This is a genomic window from Cupriavidus pauculus (assembly GCF_003854935.1).
GTDB lineage: Bacteria > Pseudomonadota > Gammaproteobacteria > Burkholderiales > Burkholderiaceae > Cupriavidus > Cupriavidus pauculus_C.
Genome location: NZ_CP033970.1, coordinates 1,142,830 through 1,159,102 on the forward strand (window position 1 = coordinate 1,142,830; position 16,273 = coordinate 1,159,102).

A 16,273-nucleotide genomic window follows, 5' to 3' on the forward strand; every position below is an offset into this window, starting at 1 on the left:
GCGCCTCATGCAGGACGCCGTGCGCACGATTCTGATGTACGGCGTGGTCCCGCTGTGGATCCTCGCCGGCCTGGGGGACTGGTGGTGGCACCGCCGCACCGCCATCGAGCGCAATGCCGGCGTGCTCGAATCGGCCATGCACAGCCTGATGATGGTCCAGGTGGGCATACCGGTGCTGCTGGCCCTGTTCCTGGAAATCAACGCCATGCTGTTCGCGATCATGCTGGTGGCCGTGGTGGTCCACGCGGTCACCGCCTGGATCGACGTGGCCTACGCGTCGAAGTGGCGCGAGATCCGGCCCGGCGAGCAGCACATGCACAGCCTGCTGGAAATGCTGCCGGTCATGGCCGTGGCGCTGATTGCCAGCGCGTACTGGGACCAGTTCCTGGCGCTGTTCGGCGCCGGCCCGGCGCAGGCCGACTTTGCGCTGCGGCTCAAGGACCAACCGCTGCCCGCGCGCTACCTGGCCGGGCTGTTCGTCACGCTGCTGTTTCTGGTGGTGGCGCCGTATGCAGAAGAGCTGCTTCGCTGTGCACGGGCGCGGGGGCAGGGGCGGGCAGCAATGCCGGCGGGGCATCGGCGCAAAGCGTAGCCAGCATGGCGAGATGGTCGGCAAAGCCGGCCGGGGCCCGGCCACGGGCCCGCGCGCTGGTCACCACGCGCGGCAGCGTGCTCCACGCGATCTGGGCTTCCAGCGCGATCAGGCGCTGCACCAGTGCCACGTCCTCGCTGCTGGCATGGGGCGGGAAGCCGCCGGCGCGGCGATAGGCGCGCGAGCAGACCCCCAGGTTGGCGCCGTGGATATGGCGATGGTTTTCCACGCGCTGGTAGCGCGCCGCGAAGCGCGCGGCCACGTGCGGCGGATGCTCGCCCCAGTCGTCGACCGTGACCAGCCCGCACACGGCATCGGCGCACAGCGCAAGCTGCGCCACGAGCCAGTCCGGCGCCACGCGGCTGTCGGCGTCGGTAAAGGCCAGCCAGCGCGCGTCGCGCGCCAGCAGGTGCTCGGCGCCGGTGTGGCGGGCCATGCCGACGTTGCGCGCGGCGATGGTCAGGCAGGTGACCTGGGCGGTGGCGTGGCGGCGTGCAATGGCCAGCGAGTTGTCGGTGCAATCGTCGAACACCAGCACCACCATCACCGGCTCCTGGCGCAGCCCCGGGTGCTGCGCAGCGGCGGCCAGCGCCAGCAGGCAACCTTCCAGGCAAGCCTCTTCGTTATGCACGGGAACGACGACGCCGATCATCGGTAAGCCTCCCGCTGGCGCAGCGGCCGGGGGTTGCGCGACCAGACTTCCAGCAGGAAATCCGGCTCGATATGGCGCACGTGGCGATGCAGGCCCGCGTGGCGCGCGATGGCGGCATGCACCTGCCGCGTCGACAGGTTCCGCTCGGCGAACGGACGCAGGTAGTGGCAGGCCACGATCGTGCCGTCCGGGCCCAGCGCGTGGGTAGCGGCCGTGGCGGTGCGCGCCCAGTCGTCGGCCGTGAAGTAGTAGCCAAGCTCGCTCAGCACGATCAGGTCGAAGCGGCCGTCGGGCCAGTCCTGCGGCAGTTGCGCGACGCGCGCCTCGACGTGGCGCTGGCCGGCCATCCGCGCCCGCGTCAGGTCGATGGCGCGCGGCACCAGGTCCACGGCCAGCAGCGTGTCGCAGCGCGCGGCCAGCCGTTCGGTCAGCAGGCCCGTGGCGCAGCCGGCTTCCAGCGCGCGGGCGTAGCGCGCCTCGGGCAGGGCGGCCATCACGATGTCGCGCTTGCGGGCCTCGTACCAGAGCGATTCGAAGCCCCACGGATCGTCCTGCTCGAAGATCGCGACAAAGTCTGTCTGGATCGCGTTTGCGCTGTCAGTCATCGCTGTCAGTCATGGGTGATGGGTCAGGGGGCGTTGTCGTAGTCGTCGGCGTCGCGGCTCACGGCCGCGCCCAGCTTGGCCAGGTCGCGCTCGGCATGGCTCTGGCGCAGGAACACGGGCAGGTCCGCGAACAGCGCCGCCAGCCGCGCGTCGCGGCACAGCGGGCCGGCGCCCAGTACGCTGCCGGCGCGCTGCATCACGCGCTGCACCGTGGCTTCCACCGTGGTGCGCAGGCACATGGCCGGCACGTAGGCATCGGCCTGCGGCTGCGCGTCGATCCACGCGGCGGTCTCGCGCAGCAGCGCGGCCGCCGCGCGCAGGTCGCTGTCGATGGCACCCAGGTGCGCGCAGGCGTGCGGGTCGTTGTGCCGCCGCACGGTATCGCGCACGGCCCACGCAAACGGCAGCACGGCGCCGTACCAGCACGCGGCAATGCCGGCGCCGCCATGCCAGAAGCCGGGGCGCGCCACGTAGGCGCCGGCCGGGCCGATCTGCAGCGCCGGGCAGTTGTCGAGCAGCACGTCGCCGCTGCGCGTATCGGCCATGCCCACCGCATGCCAGCCGCCGTCGGTGACGGTCACGCCCGGGCCCTTGAGGTCGATGGCGGCGATCAGCGCGTCTTCGCCGTCGTGGCACGTCACCAGTGCGTGCGACACGCTGGCGGCGCCCGAGCACCACGCCTTGCGCCCGTTGAGCCGCAGCGGCTTGCCGTGGGCAATGCCGCTCTCGCGCGCAAGCGTGCGGGTATCGGCCTCCACGTCGGGCGTGGCGCGCACGCGCGCGTCGGGCGGCTCGGCGGCCCAGACGGCCCAGCTGGTCGACGGCTGCGGCGCGGCGTCCGCCACTTCGGCCAGGATCGCCAGCGCATCGGCGTGTGCTTCGAACAGCTTGATGGCCACCGCGCCGTGCTCGGCCGCGATGGCGGCGAACAGTTTCCAGCGCGCCGCCGTGTGGCCGCCACCGGGCAGCGGGATGCCGTCCGGCCCGGCATGGCTGGCGATCAGGGCATCGAGCGTGGCGTCGGGGGCATCGGCTGACATGGCGGGGTCCAGGGCGTTCCAGTGCAGTCGGCTCCGCAAGTTCCCTGCCAGCCCGTTGGCGGCCCTGGGCGCGGGGGTTGCGCGCGCCGTGTGGCACGGGTTTCGCAGCAACTTGCGCCGATGCGCCGGCCGTGGCGCCGGCCGTCCCGCGTTCCGTCCGCCGCTAACCGCCGCGTGTGCAATCCTTACCGGTGCATGTAAGCCGCGAACGCCCCTAGCTCCATGAATCTGCAATGCCAGCCGGACCGATCTCGCCGTGCCGCCCGTTCACGCCGGGTTAGCGCTGGCGGCTAGTGTCGCCCATGATCGTCCGCACCATCGCCTTGCGGTAGGCGCGGTCTGCAGCCAGCGTGCGGCACAGCAGCACCAGCAGGCGGCGCGAGTGGTCCAGCGGGTAGCCTTTTTCCTTCAGCGCGCGCAGGTGATGCAGCCGCTTGCGGATGTCGGCGCGCAGGCGCTTGATGCGGTGGTCGATCGGAAAGATGTCGCGGTCCAGCCGGGCTTGCCGGCGCTGCGCCGCCCAGTAGTCCGCCCGGTTGCGCGTGGGGTCCATGGGCCGTCCGGCAGGTTGGGGGTGCCGGACAGGCTTGCATCTTTCGTACCGGGTCGGCACGTCGATCATGGCGCACTTCGGCGCCGGCGCTACGCCGGCACCCACCCATGGCAATGCCCGGCGATGCGCTGCGCCAGCGCCGCGATGCCCTCGGGCGTCAGGCTGTCCGCCGCGATCACGGTCCGCGTCGCCCAGCGATGGAAGTGCCGCCGCTGCGAGCGTGCATAGGCCGGGTCGTAGTGCCGGGCGGCCAGCGCGGCGAACAGGTGCGGCAGGTCGCCGGTGCGCGCCATCGCCTGCCACGTCTCGATGGTGGCGCCGCCGTGCAGCGCCCGGAGCCGGCCGAGCTGTTCCACCAGCCAGTCGGGCCGGTCGCCCAGGTAGGCGTAGTCGTGCAGCAGATAGGTCAGCCGCGCTGGCATCGGCACGTCGATCTCCACGCATGGGCTGTCGCGCATCCGCGTCACCAGCGGCACCGGCAGGTTGAGCTGGCCGATGCGGGCGCCTTCGCCTTCCACATAGAGCGGGCGGCCCAGGTCGACGCGCTCGATCGCGTCGGCCAGCGCGGTCTCGAAGCCGGTCTGCGACGGCTGGGCGATGCCGGGCAGCGCGCCCAGCAGCGAGCCCTTGTGCCGCGCCAGCGCCTCGATGTCGAGCACCTGCTCGCCGCTGGCGGCCAGCGCCTGCAGCACGCGCGTCTTGCCGCTGCCGGTGGCGCCGCAGATGACCACCAGCGGCAACCGGGGCGCCTGGGTCTCCAGCAGGTCGATCACGTGCCGGCGCCAGGACTTGTAGCCGCCGGCCAGTTGCTGGGCGTCCCAGCCCACCATGCGCAGCCACGTGACCATCGACGCGCTGCGCAGCCCGCCGCGCCAGCAGTAGACCATCGGCCGCCAGCTTGCCGGCTGGTCCGCCAGCCGCTCGCGCAGGTGGCGCGCCAGGTTGGCCGCCACCATGGCGCCGCCCACGCGTCGGGCCTCGAACGCGCCGGACTGCTTGTAGAGCGTGCCGACGATGCGCCGCTCCTCGTCGTCGAGGACCGGGCAGTTGAGCGCCCCGGGGATATGGTCGATGGCGAATTCGGCCGGCGAGCGGACGTCGATCAGGGTGTCGAAGCCGTGCCGGTCATCGACGCGAACGTAGGGTTTCATGGCTGGAGCCGCCTTGTCGCCCGGCGGGGGCGTGCCGGTATTGTGCGATAACCGGCCCGGCGCCGAAAGGGGCGCCGGGGGCCCGTGCTATCGTGCGCCGGCCCCCGCTTCTGCAAGGATCCAGTAAGAAACGGGCGGCATCATCGGGAATCCTCGTGGAAGGCACAGCATGTCGACACTCAGCACCTCCTCCGCTCCGAAGGGTCCGAACGGTCTGGTCGACGCCTTCGGCTGTGCCGCCGACAAGCTGCACGCCAACCAGTCGCTGGCCGGCAGCGACCTCCAGTTCCATCGCAAGACCTCGGGCCAGCAGGCCGGCCAGATCGCCATGGCGGCGGCCGAGCGCGGCTTCGTGGCGGGCGTGGCGCTGCGCGCCGGGCACCGCCGCCGCATCGTCCAGGGCCGCCACGCGCGCACGCACGACTTTGCCACCGGCGATATCTATATCCGCAGCCTGGCCGAGGACTACAAGGCCGACTACCAGACCTGTTTCGACTTCGTGCTGATGGAGCTGCCGCGCAGCTTTATCGAGCGCACCAGCAGCGAACTGGGGCGCGGCCGGCTGCGCGGGCTGGACGAGACGGCCGGCCGCGCCGACCCGGTGCTGGCCCATCTGGCGCAGGCGCTGGTGCCGGCGCTGTGCTACCCCGAGCAGGCGTGCCGGCTGTATATCGACCAGTTGAGCGCCAGCATCGGCACGCACCTGGTGAGCCAGTACGGCGGCGACCCGGTGGCGTCGGCCAAGGCCAACCGGCTGCTGTCGCCGCGCAGCGTGGCGCGGGCCAAGGAGATGCTGGCGGCCAAGATCGACGGCGACCTGTCGATGGCCGACGTGGCCGATGCCTGCGGGCTGTCGCGCAGCCACTTCTCGCGGGCGTTCCACGACACCACGGGCCAGACGCCCTACCAGTGGCTGATGGCGCGCCGCATGGAACTGGCCTGCAGGCTGCTGCGCGACGCCAGCCTGCCGCTGGCCGACGTGGCGATGGGCTGCGGGTTTGCCGACCAGAGCCATTTCACGCGCGTGTTCGCGCGGCAGATGGGCATGCCGCCGGGGCTCTGGCGCCGCCGCCAGCCCGCCTAGGCCCCGCGCGGCACAAATCGACAAGGCAACGGCGCCGGCATCGCGTAGATTGGCGTGGACTGCCGCGCGAGCGGCGCTTCGTGACCGCAAAACTGGAGATGCCGGCTGTGACATCGCAAAGCCCCCCGCCCCCCGGGTCGGCCTACGAGCAGGAGGCCATCCAGATGGTGCGCAACGTGGCGCTGGCCGTCGAGCGCCGCATCCACGAGAACCTGAGCGGCGCCCATCCCCACGCGGGGCCGTGCTACACCGAATCCACGATCATCCAGTGCCTGCAGGAGCAGGTGGTGCACCTGGCGCGCGTGGCCACGCTGGGCACGCTGGCCGCGTCCATCGCGCATGAAATCCGCCAGCCGCTGACCGCCATCCGCATCGAGGCGGGCGCCATCCAGCGCTGGATGGGCCGCCCCGTCCCGGCCACGGACGAAGTGACCGAGGGCATCGCCCGCATCCAGGAACAGTCCGAGCGCGCCGAGCGCGTGATCCGCAGCCTGCGCGCGCTGATGCGCCGCGAGCCGGCCACGCCCGAGCCGTTCCGGCTGGACCACGCCGTGCACGACGTGCTGCCGCTGGCCGATTGCCGCATCCACGACGCCAGCATCGACCTGCAGCTCGACCTCGACGCCACGCTGCCGCCAGTGCAGGGCGACCGCGTGCAGATCCAGCAGGTCATCCTGAACCTGCTGCTCAATGCCGTGGAAGCCCGCCGCGAAGGGCCGCCGGGCAGCGCCCGGGTGCTGCTGCGCGCGCGGCGCGGGCCGGCGGGCGCCGCCACGGCCGTGATCGAGGTTGTCGACAACGGCCGCGGCATCGCGCCGGACAAGCTCGCGCGCGTGTTCGAGCCCTTCTTCAGCACCAAGGACGACGGCATGGGCATCGGGCTGGCCATCTGCCGCTCGATCGTGGAAGTGCACGGCGGCACCATCGCGGTGGCGTCGGGCGATGGCCAGACCACCGTGACGGTGACGCTGCCGGTCCACTCATAGTCTCCGCTTGCCCACGCGCGCCAGGTAGCCGAACACGGCCGCGCGCAGTCGGTGTTCCAGAAACGGGATGTCGGTCTCGCCACGCCCGGCGGCGGCATCGACCATGCCCACGATCATCGCGAACAGGTCGGACGCCACCACGTCCACGCGCACGTGGTCCGGAAAGATGAGCTGGGTGACGATCTCGGTGAACAGCCGCCGCAGTTCGGCGTCGCTGACCTCGCCGCGCAGCGCCGGCCGCTCGTCGGCCGCGTCCAGCAGCCGCGCCAGCCCGGGCCGCTGCCACTGCAGCCGGACCGTCGCCGAGATCACCAGTTCCAGCGTGGCCTTGGCGGTGCGCTGGTCCAGCGCGGCGGCCAGTTCGCGCCGGAAGCGCTGCGTTTCGCGCTGGATCAGCGCCACGGTCAGCGCGTCCCGATTCGGAAAATACTGATGGAGCGCGTCGATGTCGACGCCCGCCCGCGCCGCCACGGCTTCCACGGTGAAGCGGTCAGGCCCGTCGGCTGCGAGCACCTGCGCGGCCGCCTCGACGATGGCGGCCCTGGGATCGGGCGGGCAACTGGACATGGCCGGGCCCTTGCCGCTAGCCGGCGCGCGGCAGCACCGTGCCGGGCAGCGCGGCCAGCCGGGCGCAGCCCAGCAGCGCCATCGCCACTTCCAGCTCGGTCTGCAGCACGGTCAGCATATGGGCCACGCCGGGCACGCCACCCACGGCCAGCGCATGGAGCACGGGCTGGCCCACCATCACCGCGCGGGCGCCGAGCGCGATGGCCTTGACGATATCGGTGCCGCGCCGGATGCCTCCGTCCAGCAGCACCGGCACCGCGCCATCCACGGCGCGCACCACGGCTGGCAGCGCGTCGATGGTGGCCGGCACGCCGTCGAGCGTGCGGCCGCCATGGTTGGAGACGACGATGCCGGACACGCCGGCGTCCAGCGCGGGCACGACATCGGCCGGATGCAGCAGCCCCTTGACCAGCACCGGCAGCACGGTCTGGCTGCACAGCCACGCCACGTCGCGCCACGTCGGGGCATCGCGCAGCATCTGGCGGAATACCGGGCTGCCCTGGCTGGCATCGACCGGCGCCGGCGGCGCAAAGCCGGCGAGGTTGACCGCGCCGATGCCGTCCGGCAGCCGGAATCCCGCGCGCTGTTCCACGTTGCGGATGCCGCTGACCACCGCGTCGATGGTCAGCACGATGGCCTGGTAGCCGGCCTGCTCCGCGCGGCGCACCAGCGTCAGCGTGTCTTCGCGGCGCGGCTGCAGGTAGAGCTGGAACCAGAGCGTGGTGGCGGCGGCGCGCGCAATGTCCTCCAGCGTGACGCTGGCCTGCGTGCTGACCGTCATCCACGTGCGCGCCAGCGACGCCGCATGGACCGTGGCCAGTTCCCCGTCGGCGTGCACCAGCCTGTGCCAGGCCGTGGGCGCGATCAGGATCGGGTAGTCGAGCGGCTGGCCGAACAGCTCCGTCCGCGCCGATGGCTGCGACAGGTCGGCCAGCGCCCGGGGCAGCAGCCGCAGCCGGTCGAATGCGACGCGGTTGTCGCGCTGGGTCAGGCCATCGGCGGCGTAGCCGGCCACGTAGGCGGCGATGGCGGGCGGCACGCGCTCGTGGAAGCGGCGTTCGTAGTCGCGCAGCGCGACCGTATCGGCGGGAATTGTCGTCATAGCTCCGCCCAGCGTCGCAGCAGGTTGTGATAGTGGTTCACCAGCGCCGGCACGGCCGGGTCGCCGTCGCCCAGCCGCACGCGCAGGTCCAGGATCGTCTGGTCCAGCGCGTAGAGCGTGGTGCGCATGCCGTCGTCCTTGACCATCGACTGCGCCCAGAAGAACGACGCCCAGCGGCAGCCGCGCGTGACCGGCGTGACCCGGTGCAGCGACGCCGCCGGGTACACGACCATGTGGCCGGCCGGCAGCTTCACCGTGTGCGTGCCGTACAGGTCATCGACGACCAGTTCGCCGCCGTCGTACTCGTCGGGGTCCGACAGGAACAGCGTGGTCGAGACATCGGCGCGCATGCGCAGGCCGCCGGTGCCCGGCATCGTGCGGATGGCGTTGTCGACGTGCGTGCCGAACGTCATGCCGGCCTCGTAGCGGTTGAACATCGGCGGCAGCACGCGCAGTGGCAGGGCGGCCGAGTGGTAGGCCGGGCAGCGCCCCAGCGCCTGCAGCACGGCGTCGCCCAGCGCCAGCGCCTCGCGGTCGTCCACGGGCAGTTGCAGGTTGGCCTTGCACTGGGCGGCCAGGTCGCCGGCCGTGGCGCGGCCGTTGATCCATGTCGCGGCTTGCAGCCGCTGGCGCAGGGCGCGGACTTCGTCCGGCGACAGGACATCGGGAATCTTTATCAGCATGGTGGGACCCTTGTGGGGACGTTGTATGGGACGTCGTGGAGATCGGTCAGAACGTCATGCCCACGTTGAGCAGGAACGTGCGGCCGGCCGTGGGCACCGCGCGGGACGCGTTGAACGCCGACAGGTAGTTCACGCGGCCGGTCAGGTTGTAGCCGTTCAGCGACGCGCGGAAGCGGCCCTGGCGGTACGACACCATCGCGTCCAGCGACAGGGTGTGCGGCACGCGGCCGTTGTTGGCCGAATCGGCCCAGTACGGCGACGCGTACTGCAGGCCGCCGCCGATGGTCAGCCGGCCCGGCAGCGGCACGATGGACTGCGGGATGTCGTAGGCGGTCCAGACCGTGACGTTGTGCTGCGGCGCGCCGGGCGCCTCCTTGCCGACCAGCGCCGGATTGGTGGCGGCCGTGACCTTGCCATCGAGGTAGGTGTACGCCACGTTGGCCGTCCAGTGGGGCGTGATGCGACCGGTCAGGCCCAGTTCCACGCCCCGGATGCGGCGGCCCTCGCCCGATTCCGAGAAGCCATTGACCACCTCGCCCGTCACCGGGTCCTCGGTGTAGGCGTTGTCCTTGTCGATCTGGAACAGCGCGCCGGTCACGCCGATCCGCTTGTCCAGGAAGTCGAGCTTGGCGCCCACTTCCAGCGTGTCGGAGCGCTCGGGCGTGTTGCTGGCCCCGGCGCGCGGCACCTCGGTCTGCACGCCGCCCACGGCCAGCGCGATGTCGGTGCCCACGGGCCGGTAGGCGCGCGAGAACGCCGCGTAGAACATCGTGTCGTCGGTCGGCTCCCAGATGGCGCTCAGGGCCGGGCTCAGCTTCTTCGCGTCGGCCGTGCCGCCGGTGGCAAACGCGCTGCTGGCGTACTCGCTGCGGAAGTAGTCCCAGCGCAGGCTGCCCAGCAGCGAGAACGACTGCGTCAGCCAGGCGCGGTCGCGCAGGAACACGCCGACGTCCGTGGCGTTGGCGTCGCGCCGCACGCCGCCGTAGCTGACGCTGGCGTTCTGGCTGGCATCGAATGCCGGGTTGACGATGGTCTGGTTGTTGAGCCGGCCCGTCCAGGTGCCGATGTCGCGGTGGTCGCGCTGATAGCTGGTGTCGAGCCCGGCCATGGCGCGGTGGCGGACGCTGCCGGTGTGGAATTCGCCCCTGGCCGTCAGCACGTTCTGCACGCCCCAGCCGCGTTGCAGGTAGGTGCTGCCGCCGCGCGCGCCGTAGCGCAGGCTGGCGTTGCCGCCGGCCAGCAGCTTGCGCAGCGTGGCGTTGTTGACGGCGGCCGGGTTCGTGCTGGAGAAATCGCGCTGGTAGAAGCTGAAGCGCGTGTCGTTGTGGAGCGTGATGCCGTTGCCGAGGCTGGTCTCCAGCGCCGATGTCACCACGTGGGCGTCGCCGAAGTCGCGGTCGGTGTTGCGCACGTAGGACGTGGACGACGACAGGCCCGGCACGCCGTATTCGGTGATCGGCCGGTAGACGCCGTCGTCGCCCTCGGCCATCGGCATGCCAAAGTCGGGCGGCCCGCTGCGGTGCAGGTAGGCGTAGCTCAGGTGCCATTCGGTCGGGGTGCCCAGCCCGAGGCCCAGGTCCAGCGCGATGCCGCGCCGGTCGTCGTCCACGTGGTCGCGGCCCGGCTTGCTGCCGTCCTGGAACAGGCCGGTCACGCGCAGCGCCGACGTCTCGCCGAGCGCGTAGTTGCCGTCCACCGTGGTGCGAAATGTCGTACCGGAGCCGAAGCTCTGGTCGATGCTGGTGTGCGTGCCGGGGCCGGCGCGCCGCGAGGTCTGGTTGATGATGCCGCCCAGGCTGCCCACGCCGAAGCTCTCGCCGGACGGGCCCTTGATGACTTCGACGCTGTCGAGGTTGAAGCTGTCGCGCCGGTAGGCGCCGAAGTCGCGCAGGCCGTCCAGGTAGATATCGCCCTTGGCCGTCAGCCCCCGGATGCGGAACTGGTCGCCGTTCAGCCCGCCGTTGCCTTCGCCGGTGGAGATGGTGATGCCCGGCACGTTCTTGAGCGCCTGCTCCAGCGACGTGGTCTGCTGCTGGTCGAGCAGGTCGCGCGGGATCACGAGGATGGTCTTGGGCGTTTCCCGGACCGTGTCGGGCAGCCGCGCGACGCCGGTGCCGGCATCGTTGGTATTGGCGGTGGACTGGCCCGTCACGGTGACGGCCGGCAACTGCCTGAGCGGCTGCGCCTGGACGGCATGCGGCAACGCCGCGAGCGAGAGGACCGAGCCGGTGCCCGCGGCCCCGGACACCAGCGCGCGGATCGAGGAGGAAACGATTTTCTGCTGCACAACTGAACTCCAGCATGGAAGACAACGATCGGACGGACGTGAACATCCGTTGCACCTGTCGCAGGACAGGCGCGCGAGGGCGGTCGAAGGGGGGCGGGAGTGTTGTGACGCGAAGGGCTTGCTGGTCGCCGTGCAGGACGATGGCTGGCTGGGGCGCGGTCAGTGCCGATGCGTCTCGCACATCGTGCCGGACCGCGCCCCGCGCCTTGTGATCTTCAACAACGGGGGCAACCGTAAGGCATCGGCAATGGCCCGGTCAATCGAAGTCGGCCTGCGAGGAAAGAATTCAGGGAACTGCGAAGTGGGGGGATTGGGGGGAATTTCGGATGTTTCCGAGGATGGGGATGGCAGGCTCCGGCGCCCGACCCGAAGCGCCTAGAAGCTGGCCGCCAGCCCCAGCGAGATGCCCGACACGTTGTTGCCGAACACGTAGCGCACCACGGCGCGCACCCGGGTGACGAACACTTCATGCGCGCTGGTGTCCAGTTCGAGCCCCATCCCCAGCGTGGTCAGGTAGTCGAAGCCCAGCGCGCCGGCCTGCGCCCCGAGGTAGTGGGAATGCGACAGTTCCAGCACATAGCGCACGGGCCGGTCCAACGCGTGCCAGCCGGTGGGAGCGCGCCAGCGCGCGTACAGGCTGGCGGTCTGGGCATTGGCCGACCCCTGCACGGCCTCCGACGACCCGCCGAAGCTGCGCAGGTGGATATTGGTGTAGCGCAGTTCCAGGTCGATGTCGTGCTCGGGCCGGTAGTGTTCCCAGTCGATCATCACCGATCCGCCCAGGCCGTAGGCGTTCAGCGATCCGCCGTCCAGGAAGTTGATGTCGCGGTCTGTCTTGCGGTCGACAAAGCCCTGCGCCAGCCGCAGGTCGCTGGACACATTGCCCAGCGACGCGTTGAAGATTGGCCGGAACACCAGTTCCTTGCTGGCCGTCAGCGGAAAGTCCCAGCCGATGCCGATGGTGCCGGCCACGGTGTTCCAGCGTGTGGGCAGCTCGCGCGATTCGGTGCCGTTCGATGCCACGAACGTGGGGTCGTAGCGGCTGTAGGCGATGGACCCCTCCATGTACACCGGCACCGACTTGCTGAGCGTGAACCCCCCGCCCAGCTGGGACATGACCATGCCTGGGTTGGCGGTCTGCGAGTCGGTGATCGACAGCGAACTGGACGCCAGGTCCGGCACGACGGAAAAGCTCATCAGCGTCAGCACCGCGTTGGCCTGGCGCTGCACGCCGGGGCCAAAGGCCACCCGCAGGTCCTGGCCGGGCTGGGCGTGCGCGGGCAAGCCGCCCAGCAGCAGCCAGGGCAGCAGTGCGGCCAGGCACCCCCGACGGACGACACCGGTTGCTGGTAACGGCAGGCGGCCCATGCGGTCGGCCGGGGCGGCGCCCGGCGGGGTTCGGCGATGGGGGCCAGCGTAACCCGGCTGGCCGCGCCTGCGTATTGGACCAAGGTTCCATTGCCGCGCCGCGGCGCGCCATCTATATGTTGTGCTGAAAGCTGGAACGGGAGCAGGCGGCATCATTTGGGAGGGGGGTGCCATGACGTTGGGCAGCGTGCGACGTACTGAGGATATGCGACGTATGCCACCCATGCGAGGCGGGCGTGGCATCGGCCGGTGGATGCTGGCGTGCCTGCTGGGGCTGGGCAGCGCCGTGGCGCCGGCTGCCCTGGCCCAATCGCCGCAAGCGGCGCAGTCGGCCCAGGCGCCCCAGTCGGCCCAGGCGCCGACCTTCAAGCCCGAAGAGCTGGAGGCGCTGGTGGCGCCCATCGCGCTCTATCCCGATTCGGTGCTGTCCCAGGTGCTGATGGCGTCGACCTACCCGCTGGAAATCGTGCAGGCCGCCCGCTGGCAGAAGGCCAACGCGAGCCTCAAGGGCGACGCGGCGGTCAAGGCCGTGCAGGACCAGCCGTGGGATGTCAGCGTGAAGTCGCTGGTGGCGTTTCCGCAGGTGCTGGAGCCGCTGAACGACAAGCTCGACTGGACGCAGAAGCTTGGCGACGCCTTCCTGGCGCAGGAAAAGGACGTGCTGGCGGCCGTCCAGCGGCTGCGCGCCAAGGCGCAGCAGTCGGGCAACCTCAAGTCGAACGAGCAGCAGAACGTGGTGGTGCAGCAGGCACCCCAGGGCGCGGCCACGCCGCAGACCATCGTCATCGAGCCCGCCAATCCGCAGGTCATCTACGTGCCGGCCTACAACCCGACCGTGGTCTACGGCAGCTGGGGGTACCCGAGCTACCCGCCGTACTACTGGCCGCCGTATCCGGCCTACTACCCCGGCGCCGCGCTGATGACCGGGTTTGCCTGGGGCGTTGGGCTGGCCGCCGCCGGGGCCATCTTCGGCGACTGCAACTGGGGCGGCGGGGACGTGAACATCGACGTGAACCGCGCCACCAACATCGACCGCAACTTCGACCGGACCAAGGTGGAGGGCGGCAACAAGTGGAAGCATGATTCCAGCCATCGCAAGGGCGTGGCCTACCGCGACAACGCCACGCGCGAGAAATTCGGCAACAACGTGGGCGGCGCGGATCGGCGCAACGACTTCCGGGGGCGCGAGGGGGCCGGTGACCGGGGCGACCGGGCGGGCAATCGCGGGCAGGATCGCGCCGGCGACCGCATGGCGGACCGGGGCGGGGATCGGGCCGGCGACCGTGCCGGCGACCGGGCGGGCGACCGCGCCGGGGATCGCGCTGGGGGGGCCGGGGATCGCTCGGCAAATCGCGGGCAGGGGGCCGGAGGTGACCGGTTGTCCACGGCGGACCGGGGCGGCGGTGGCGGCGACCGAGGCGGCGGCTACGGCGGCGGCGGACGCGACAACGCATTCCAGGGCGTGGGCGGTGGTGGCGCGCAGCGCGATTTCGACCGCGGCAACGCCAGCGCCGGTGGGGGCTTTGGTGGCGGCAATACGGCGGCCAACCGGGGCGGTGGCGGCGGCGGCTTCAGCGGGGGCGGCGGAGGCCGGGGCGGTGGCGGCTTCAGCGGGGGCGGCGGCGGGCGTGGCGGTGGCTTTGGCGGCGGCGGTGGCCGCGGCGGCCGCCGGTGACCGGGCATGGCGATGACGACCACAGGGTGGAACGCATGCGGGCAATGACAGCAAACTCGCGGCTGCGCCTGGCGCGCGCGCTGGTCACGCTGGGGCTGGGGCTCGCGCTGGCGCTGCCGGCGCTGGCGCAGAAGGGCTTCGACACCCCGGAGGCCGCGATGAACGCCTTTGGCGACGCCGTGGCGACCAGCGACGATGCCGCGATGACGGCGCTGCTGGGCGCGTCGGCGCGGCGCATGATCCCGCCCGTGGGCGCGGACCTGCGCTACCGCTTCCTGTCGGCGTGGAGCCAGTCGCACAGCGTGGTGCGGGGCGAAGATGGCCGCGCGCGCATCGCCGTGGGCAACGACGGCTGGACGCTGCCCATTCCGCTGGTGTCGACCAACGGCCGCTGGCATTTCGACGCGCGGGCCGGCAGCGACGAGATCCGGCTGCGGCGCATCGGCCGCAACGAGCTGTCGACCATCCAGACCATGCTGGCGATCTACGACGCCCAGCACGAGTACGCGCTGGGCCGGCACGACGGCGGCGGGCTGGTCGTCTACGCGCGCAAGCTCGTCAGTTCGCCGGGCAAGCAGGACGGGCTGTACTGGCCTACCCGGCCCGGCGAGCCCGAAAGCCCCCTGGGCCCCGCGTTCATCGACGCCGTGACCAGCCATCGCGGCGGGTCGGACGGCTACAACGGCTATCGCTACAAATTGCTGACCGGACAGGGACCAGCGGCGCCCGGCGGCCGGTACACGTACCTGGTCGACGGCAAGCTGTTCGGCGGGTTTGCGGTGCTGGCGTGGCCGGCCCGCTATGGCGACACGGGCATCAAGAGCTTCATGGTCAGCCACGACGGCCAGGTCTACGAACGCGACCTGGGCCGCGACACCCCGGCGCGCGCCGCCGCCATCGCCACGTTTGACCCCGGCAACGGGTGGAGCAAGGTGGCGCCCGAACTGCTGCAGCCGGTGCCGGCCATGCCGGCGGCGCAGCCCACCGCGGCCACGCGCTGAGCCCGGCTTTTCTCCCGCCAATTTCCGCCTGGATTAACGGCCGCTTAATTAAGCGGCCGATGAAAATCGCCGCGCCTTAAGAAAGATTTTATTCACGCTCGAAAGCTCTTTACACGGAATGGCAAGTAGAGATTGCAATCGGCAGGGCGCCGACCTAACGTGATATGGCACAAACAAACGAGTCAGAAAAAGCAACAGGAATCGATCGTATTTGACGATCGCAATTCGGCGTGGGGTAGGTCAACACAGGGACGTTTCATCGATCTGGCGGCGCCACGGCCTGGCCGTGCGCCGGTGGCAGTCCAATCATTCATGCCCCCTGACTGGCTCCCGCTCTCAACAGGGAGATCATCATGAATCGACGGCTGTTCATCAGTCTGCCCGCCTTGAGCCTGGCGCCCGTGCTGGGCGCCTGCACCACCAATACGTCCGGCAGCGATGCGGCGGCCAAACGCCGGGAGATCGATGCCGGCGTGGATGGCACCATGAGCAAGCTGTTTGCGTCGGCCAGCTCCGCGCAGGCGCTGGCGCAGCAGGCCAAGGGCATCCTGGTGTTCCCGAAGATCCTGGCCGGCGGCTTCATCGTCGGCGCCGAGTACGGCGAGGGGGCGCTGCGCGTGAACAATGCGTCGGTGGGCTACTACCGCACCACCAGCGCGCAGTTCGGCCTGCTGGCGGGCGCCCAGTCCAAGGCGCTGATCCTGATGTTCATGACCGACGACGCGCTGCGGGCGTTCCAGGCCAGCAAGGGGTGGACGGCCGGCGTGGACGGCTCCATCGCGCTGGCGACGATCGGCGCGAACGGGCAGATCGACACCAACACGGCGCGCGCCCCGATTGTCGGCTTCATGCTGACCAATGCCGGGCTGATGGCCAACCTCTCGCTAGAAGGCACCAAGATCAGCAAGCTCGATATCTGAGCGGGTG

16 protein-coding genes are annotated in these 16,273 nt (G+C 70.9%); 6 read left to right on the forward strand and 10 right to left on the reverse strand.

The window, feature by feature from the left end:
- Positions 1-7 precede the first annotated feature (7 nt).
- Positions 8-592: a diguanylate cyclase gene (locus EHF44_RS23195; protein ID WP_124686032.1), complete on the forward strand. Its 585-nt coding sequence runs from the start codon at positions 8-10 to the stop codon at positions 590-592.
- On the opposite strand, the gene EHF44_RS23200 is transcribed toward EHF44_RS23195, so the two are convergent.
- The 5 genes from EHF44_RS23200 to mnmH all read right to left on the reverse strand — a co-directional run bounded on the left by EHF44_RS23200 (position 480) and on the right by mnmH (position 4,593).
- The gene (locus tag EHF44_RS23200; protein WP_124686033.1) at positions 480-1,244 is read right to left on the reverse strand and encodes a glycosyltransferase; all 765 of its coding nucleotides are present in this window, start codon (positions 1,242-1,244) and stop codon (positions 480-482) included. The genes EHF44_RS23195 and EHF44_RS23200 overlap by 113 nt on opposite strands.
- Complete coding sequence (locus EHF44_RS23205; protein ID WP_124686034.1) at positions 1,241-1,849, reverse strand: class I SAM-dependent DNA methyltransferase; 609 nt, start codon at positions 1,847-1,849, stop codon at positions 1,241-1,243. Before EHF44_RS23205 ends, EHF44_RS23200 begins: the two co-directional genes overlap by 4 nt.
- Positions 1,850-1,872: 23 nt before the next feature.
- Complete coding sequence (locus EHF44_RS23210) at positions 1,873-2,889, reverse strand: acyl-CoA dehydrogenase (RefSeq protein ID WP_124686035.1); 1,017 nt, start codon at positions 2,887-2,889, stop codon at positions 1,873-1,875.
- Between the two features lie 277 nt (positions 2,890-3,166).
- Complete coding sequence (locus tag EHF44_RS23215; RefSeq protein WP_124686036.1) at positions 3,167-3,442, reverse strand: hypothetical protein; 276 nt, start codon at positions 3,440-3,442, stop codon at positions 3,167-3,169.
- Between the two features lie 89 nt (positions 3,443-3,531).
- Entirely contained in the window at positions 3,532-4,593 is a 1,062-nt protein-coding gene (gene mnmH / locus EHF44_RS23220) for a tRNA 2-selenouridine(34) synthase MnmH (RefSeq protein WP_124686037.1), read from the reverse strand.
- Between the two features lie 169 nt (positions 4,594-4,762).
- On the opposite strand from mnmH, the gene EHF44_RS23225 reads away from it, so the two are divergent.
- Both EHF44_RS23225 and EHF44_RS23230 read left to right on the forward strand, forming a co-directional pair.
- On the forward strand, positions 4,763-5,677 hold the full coding sequence (locus EHF44_RS23225) for a helix-turn-helix domain-containing protein (protein WP_124686038.1): 915 nt from the start codon (positions 4,763-4,765) through the stop codon (positions 5,675-5,677).
- A 107-nt stretch (positions 5,678-5,784) separates the two neighbouring features.
- Positions 5,785-6,663, forward strand: a complete 879-nt coding sequence (locus EHF44_RS23230) for a sensor histidine kinase (RefSeq protein WP_172966164.1) — start codon at positions 5,785-5,787, stop codon at positions 6,661-6,663.
- Here the strand turns inward: EHF44_RS23230 and EHF44_RS23235 are convergent.
- From EHF44_RS23235 to EHF44_RS23255, 5 genes are all read right to left on the reverse strand, one after another.
- Complete coding sequence (locus tag EHF44_RS23235; RefSeq protein ID WP_124686040.1) at positions 6,658-7,230, reverse strand: TetR/AcrR family transcriptional regulator; 573 nt, start codon at positions 7,228-7,230, stop codon at positions 6,658-6,660. The genes EHF44_RS23230 and EHF44_RS23235 overlap by 6 nt on opposite strands.
- A gap of 16 nt (positions 7,231-7,246) precedes the next feature.
- Positions 7,247-8,332 (reverse strand): alpha-hydroxy acid oxidase, encoded by a 1,086-nt coding sequence (locus EHF44_RS23240; RefSeq protein ID WP_124686041.1) that lies wholly within the window; start codon positions 8,330-8,332, stop codon positions 7,247-7,249.
- Positions 8,329-9,015: a Fe2+-dependent dioxygenase gene (locus EHF44_RS23245; protein ID WP_124686042.1), complete on the reverse strand. Its 687-nt coding sequence runs from the start codon at positions 9,013-9,015 to the stop codon at positions 8,329-8,331. Before EHF44_RS23245 ends, EHF44_RS23240 begins: the two co-directional genes overlap by 4 nt.
- A gap of 46 nt (positions 9,016-9,061) precedes the next feature.
- A complete protein-coding gene (locus EHF44_RS23250) occupies positions 9,062-11,302 on the reverse strand; it encodes a TonB-dependent receptor (RefSeq protein ID WP_124686043.1) in 2,241 nt (746 codons plus the stop codon).
- Positions 11,303-11,677: 375 nt separating this feature from the next.
- Positions 11,678-12,670 carry a hypothetical protein gene (locus EHF44_RS23255; RefSeq protein ID WP_253700183.1) on the reverse strand — a complete coding sequence of 331 codons (993 nt, stop codon included), beginning with the start codon at positions 12,668-12,670 and terminating at the stop codon, positions 11,678-11,680.
- 223 nt (positions 12,671-12,893) lie between these two features.
- On the opposite strand from EHF44_RS23255, the gene EHF44_RS23260 reads away from it, so the two are divergent.
- From EHF44_RS23260 to EHF44_RS23270, 3 genes are all read left to right on the forward strand, one after another.
- Positions 12,894-14,345, forward strand: coding sequence for a DUF3300 domain-containing protein (locus EHF44_RS23260; protein ID WP_172966202.1), 1,452 nt, complete (start codon positions 12,894-12,896; stop codon positions 14,343-14,345).
- Positions 14,346-14,389: 44 nt separating this feature from the next.
- Entirely contained in the window at positions 14,390-15,346 is a 957-nt protein-coding gene (locus EHF44_RS23265) for a DUF2950 domain-containing protein (RefSeq protein WP_124686044.1), read from the forward strand.
- Positions 15,347-15,699: 353 nt separating this feature from the next.
- Positions 15,700-16,266: a BPSL1445 family SYLF domain-containing lipoprotein gene (locus EHF44_RS23270; RefSeq protein ID WP_124686045.1), complete on the forward strand. Its 567-nt coding sequence runs from the start codon at positions 15,700-15,702 to the stop codon at positions 16,264-16,266.
- Positions 16,267-16,273 lie beyond the last annotated feature (7 nt).

Bases quoted from the DNA above. Each gene is read 5' to 3' on its own strand.
- EHF44_RS23195 (WP_124686032.1), top strand. From the start codon at position 8: ATGCAGGACGCCGTGCGCACGATTCTGATGTACGGCGTGGTCCCGCTG.
- EHF44_RS23200 (WP_124686033.1), bottom strand. From the start codon at position 1,244: ATGATCGGCGTCGTCGTTCCCGTGCATAACGAAGAGGCTTGCCTGGAA.
- EHF44_RS23205 (WP_124686034.1), bottom strand. From the start codon at position 1,849: ATGACTGACAGCGCAAACGCGATCCAGACAGACTTTGTCGCGATCTTC.
- EHF44_RS23210 (WP_124686035.1), bottom strand. From the start codon at position 2,889: ATGTCAGCCGATGCCCCCGACGCCACGCTCGATGCCCTGATCGCCAGC.
- EHF44_RS23215 (WP_124686036.1), bottom strand. From the start codon at position 3,442: ATGGACCCCACGCGCAACCGGGCGGACTACTGGGCGGCGCAGCGCCGG.
- mnmH (WP_124686037.1), bottom strand. From the start codon at position 4,593: ATGAAACCCTACGTTCGCGTCGATGACCGGCACGGCTTCGACACCCTG.
- EHF44_RS23225 (WP_124686038.1), top strand. From the start codon at position 4,763: ATGTCGACACTCAGCACCTCCTCCGCTCCGAAGGGTCCGAACGGTCTG.
- EHF44_RS23235 (WP_124686040.1), bottom strand. From the start codon at position 7,230: ATGTCCAGTTGCCCGCCCGATCCCAGGGCCGCCATCGTCGAGGCGGCC.
- EHF44_RS23240 (WP_124686041.1), bottom strand. From the start codon at position 8,332: ATGACGACAATTCCCGCCGATACGGTCGCGCTGCGCGACTACGAACGC.
- EHF44_RS23245 (WP_124686042.1), bottom strand. From the start codon at position 9,015: ATGCTGATAAAGATTCCCGATGTCCTGTCGCCGGACGAAGTCCGCGCC.
- EHF44_RS23255 (WP_253700183.1), bottom strand. From the start codon at position 12,670: ATGGGCCGCCTGCCGTTACCAGCAACCGGTGTCGTCCGTCGGGGGTGC.
- EHF44_RS23260 (WP_172966202.1), top strand. From the start codon at position 12,894: ATGCGAGGCGGGCGTGGCATCGGCCGGTGGATGCTGGCGTGCCTGCTG.
- EHF44_RS23265 (WP_124686044.1), top strand. From the start codon at position 14,390: ATGACAGCAAACTCGCGGCTGCGCCTGGCGCGCGCGCTGGTCACGCTG.
- EHF44_RS23270 (WP_124686045.1), top strand. From the start codon at position 15,700: ATGAATCGACGGCTGTTCATCAGTCTGCCCGCCTTGAGCCTGGCGCCC.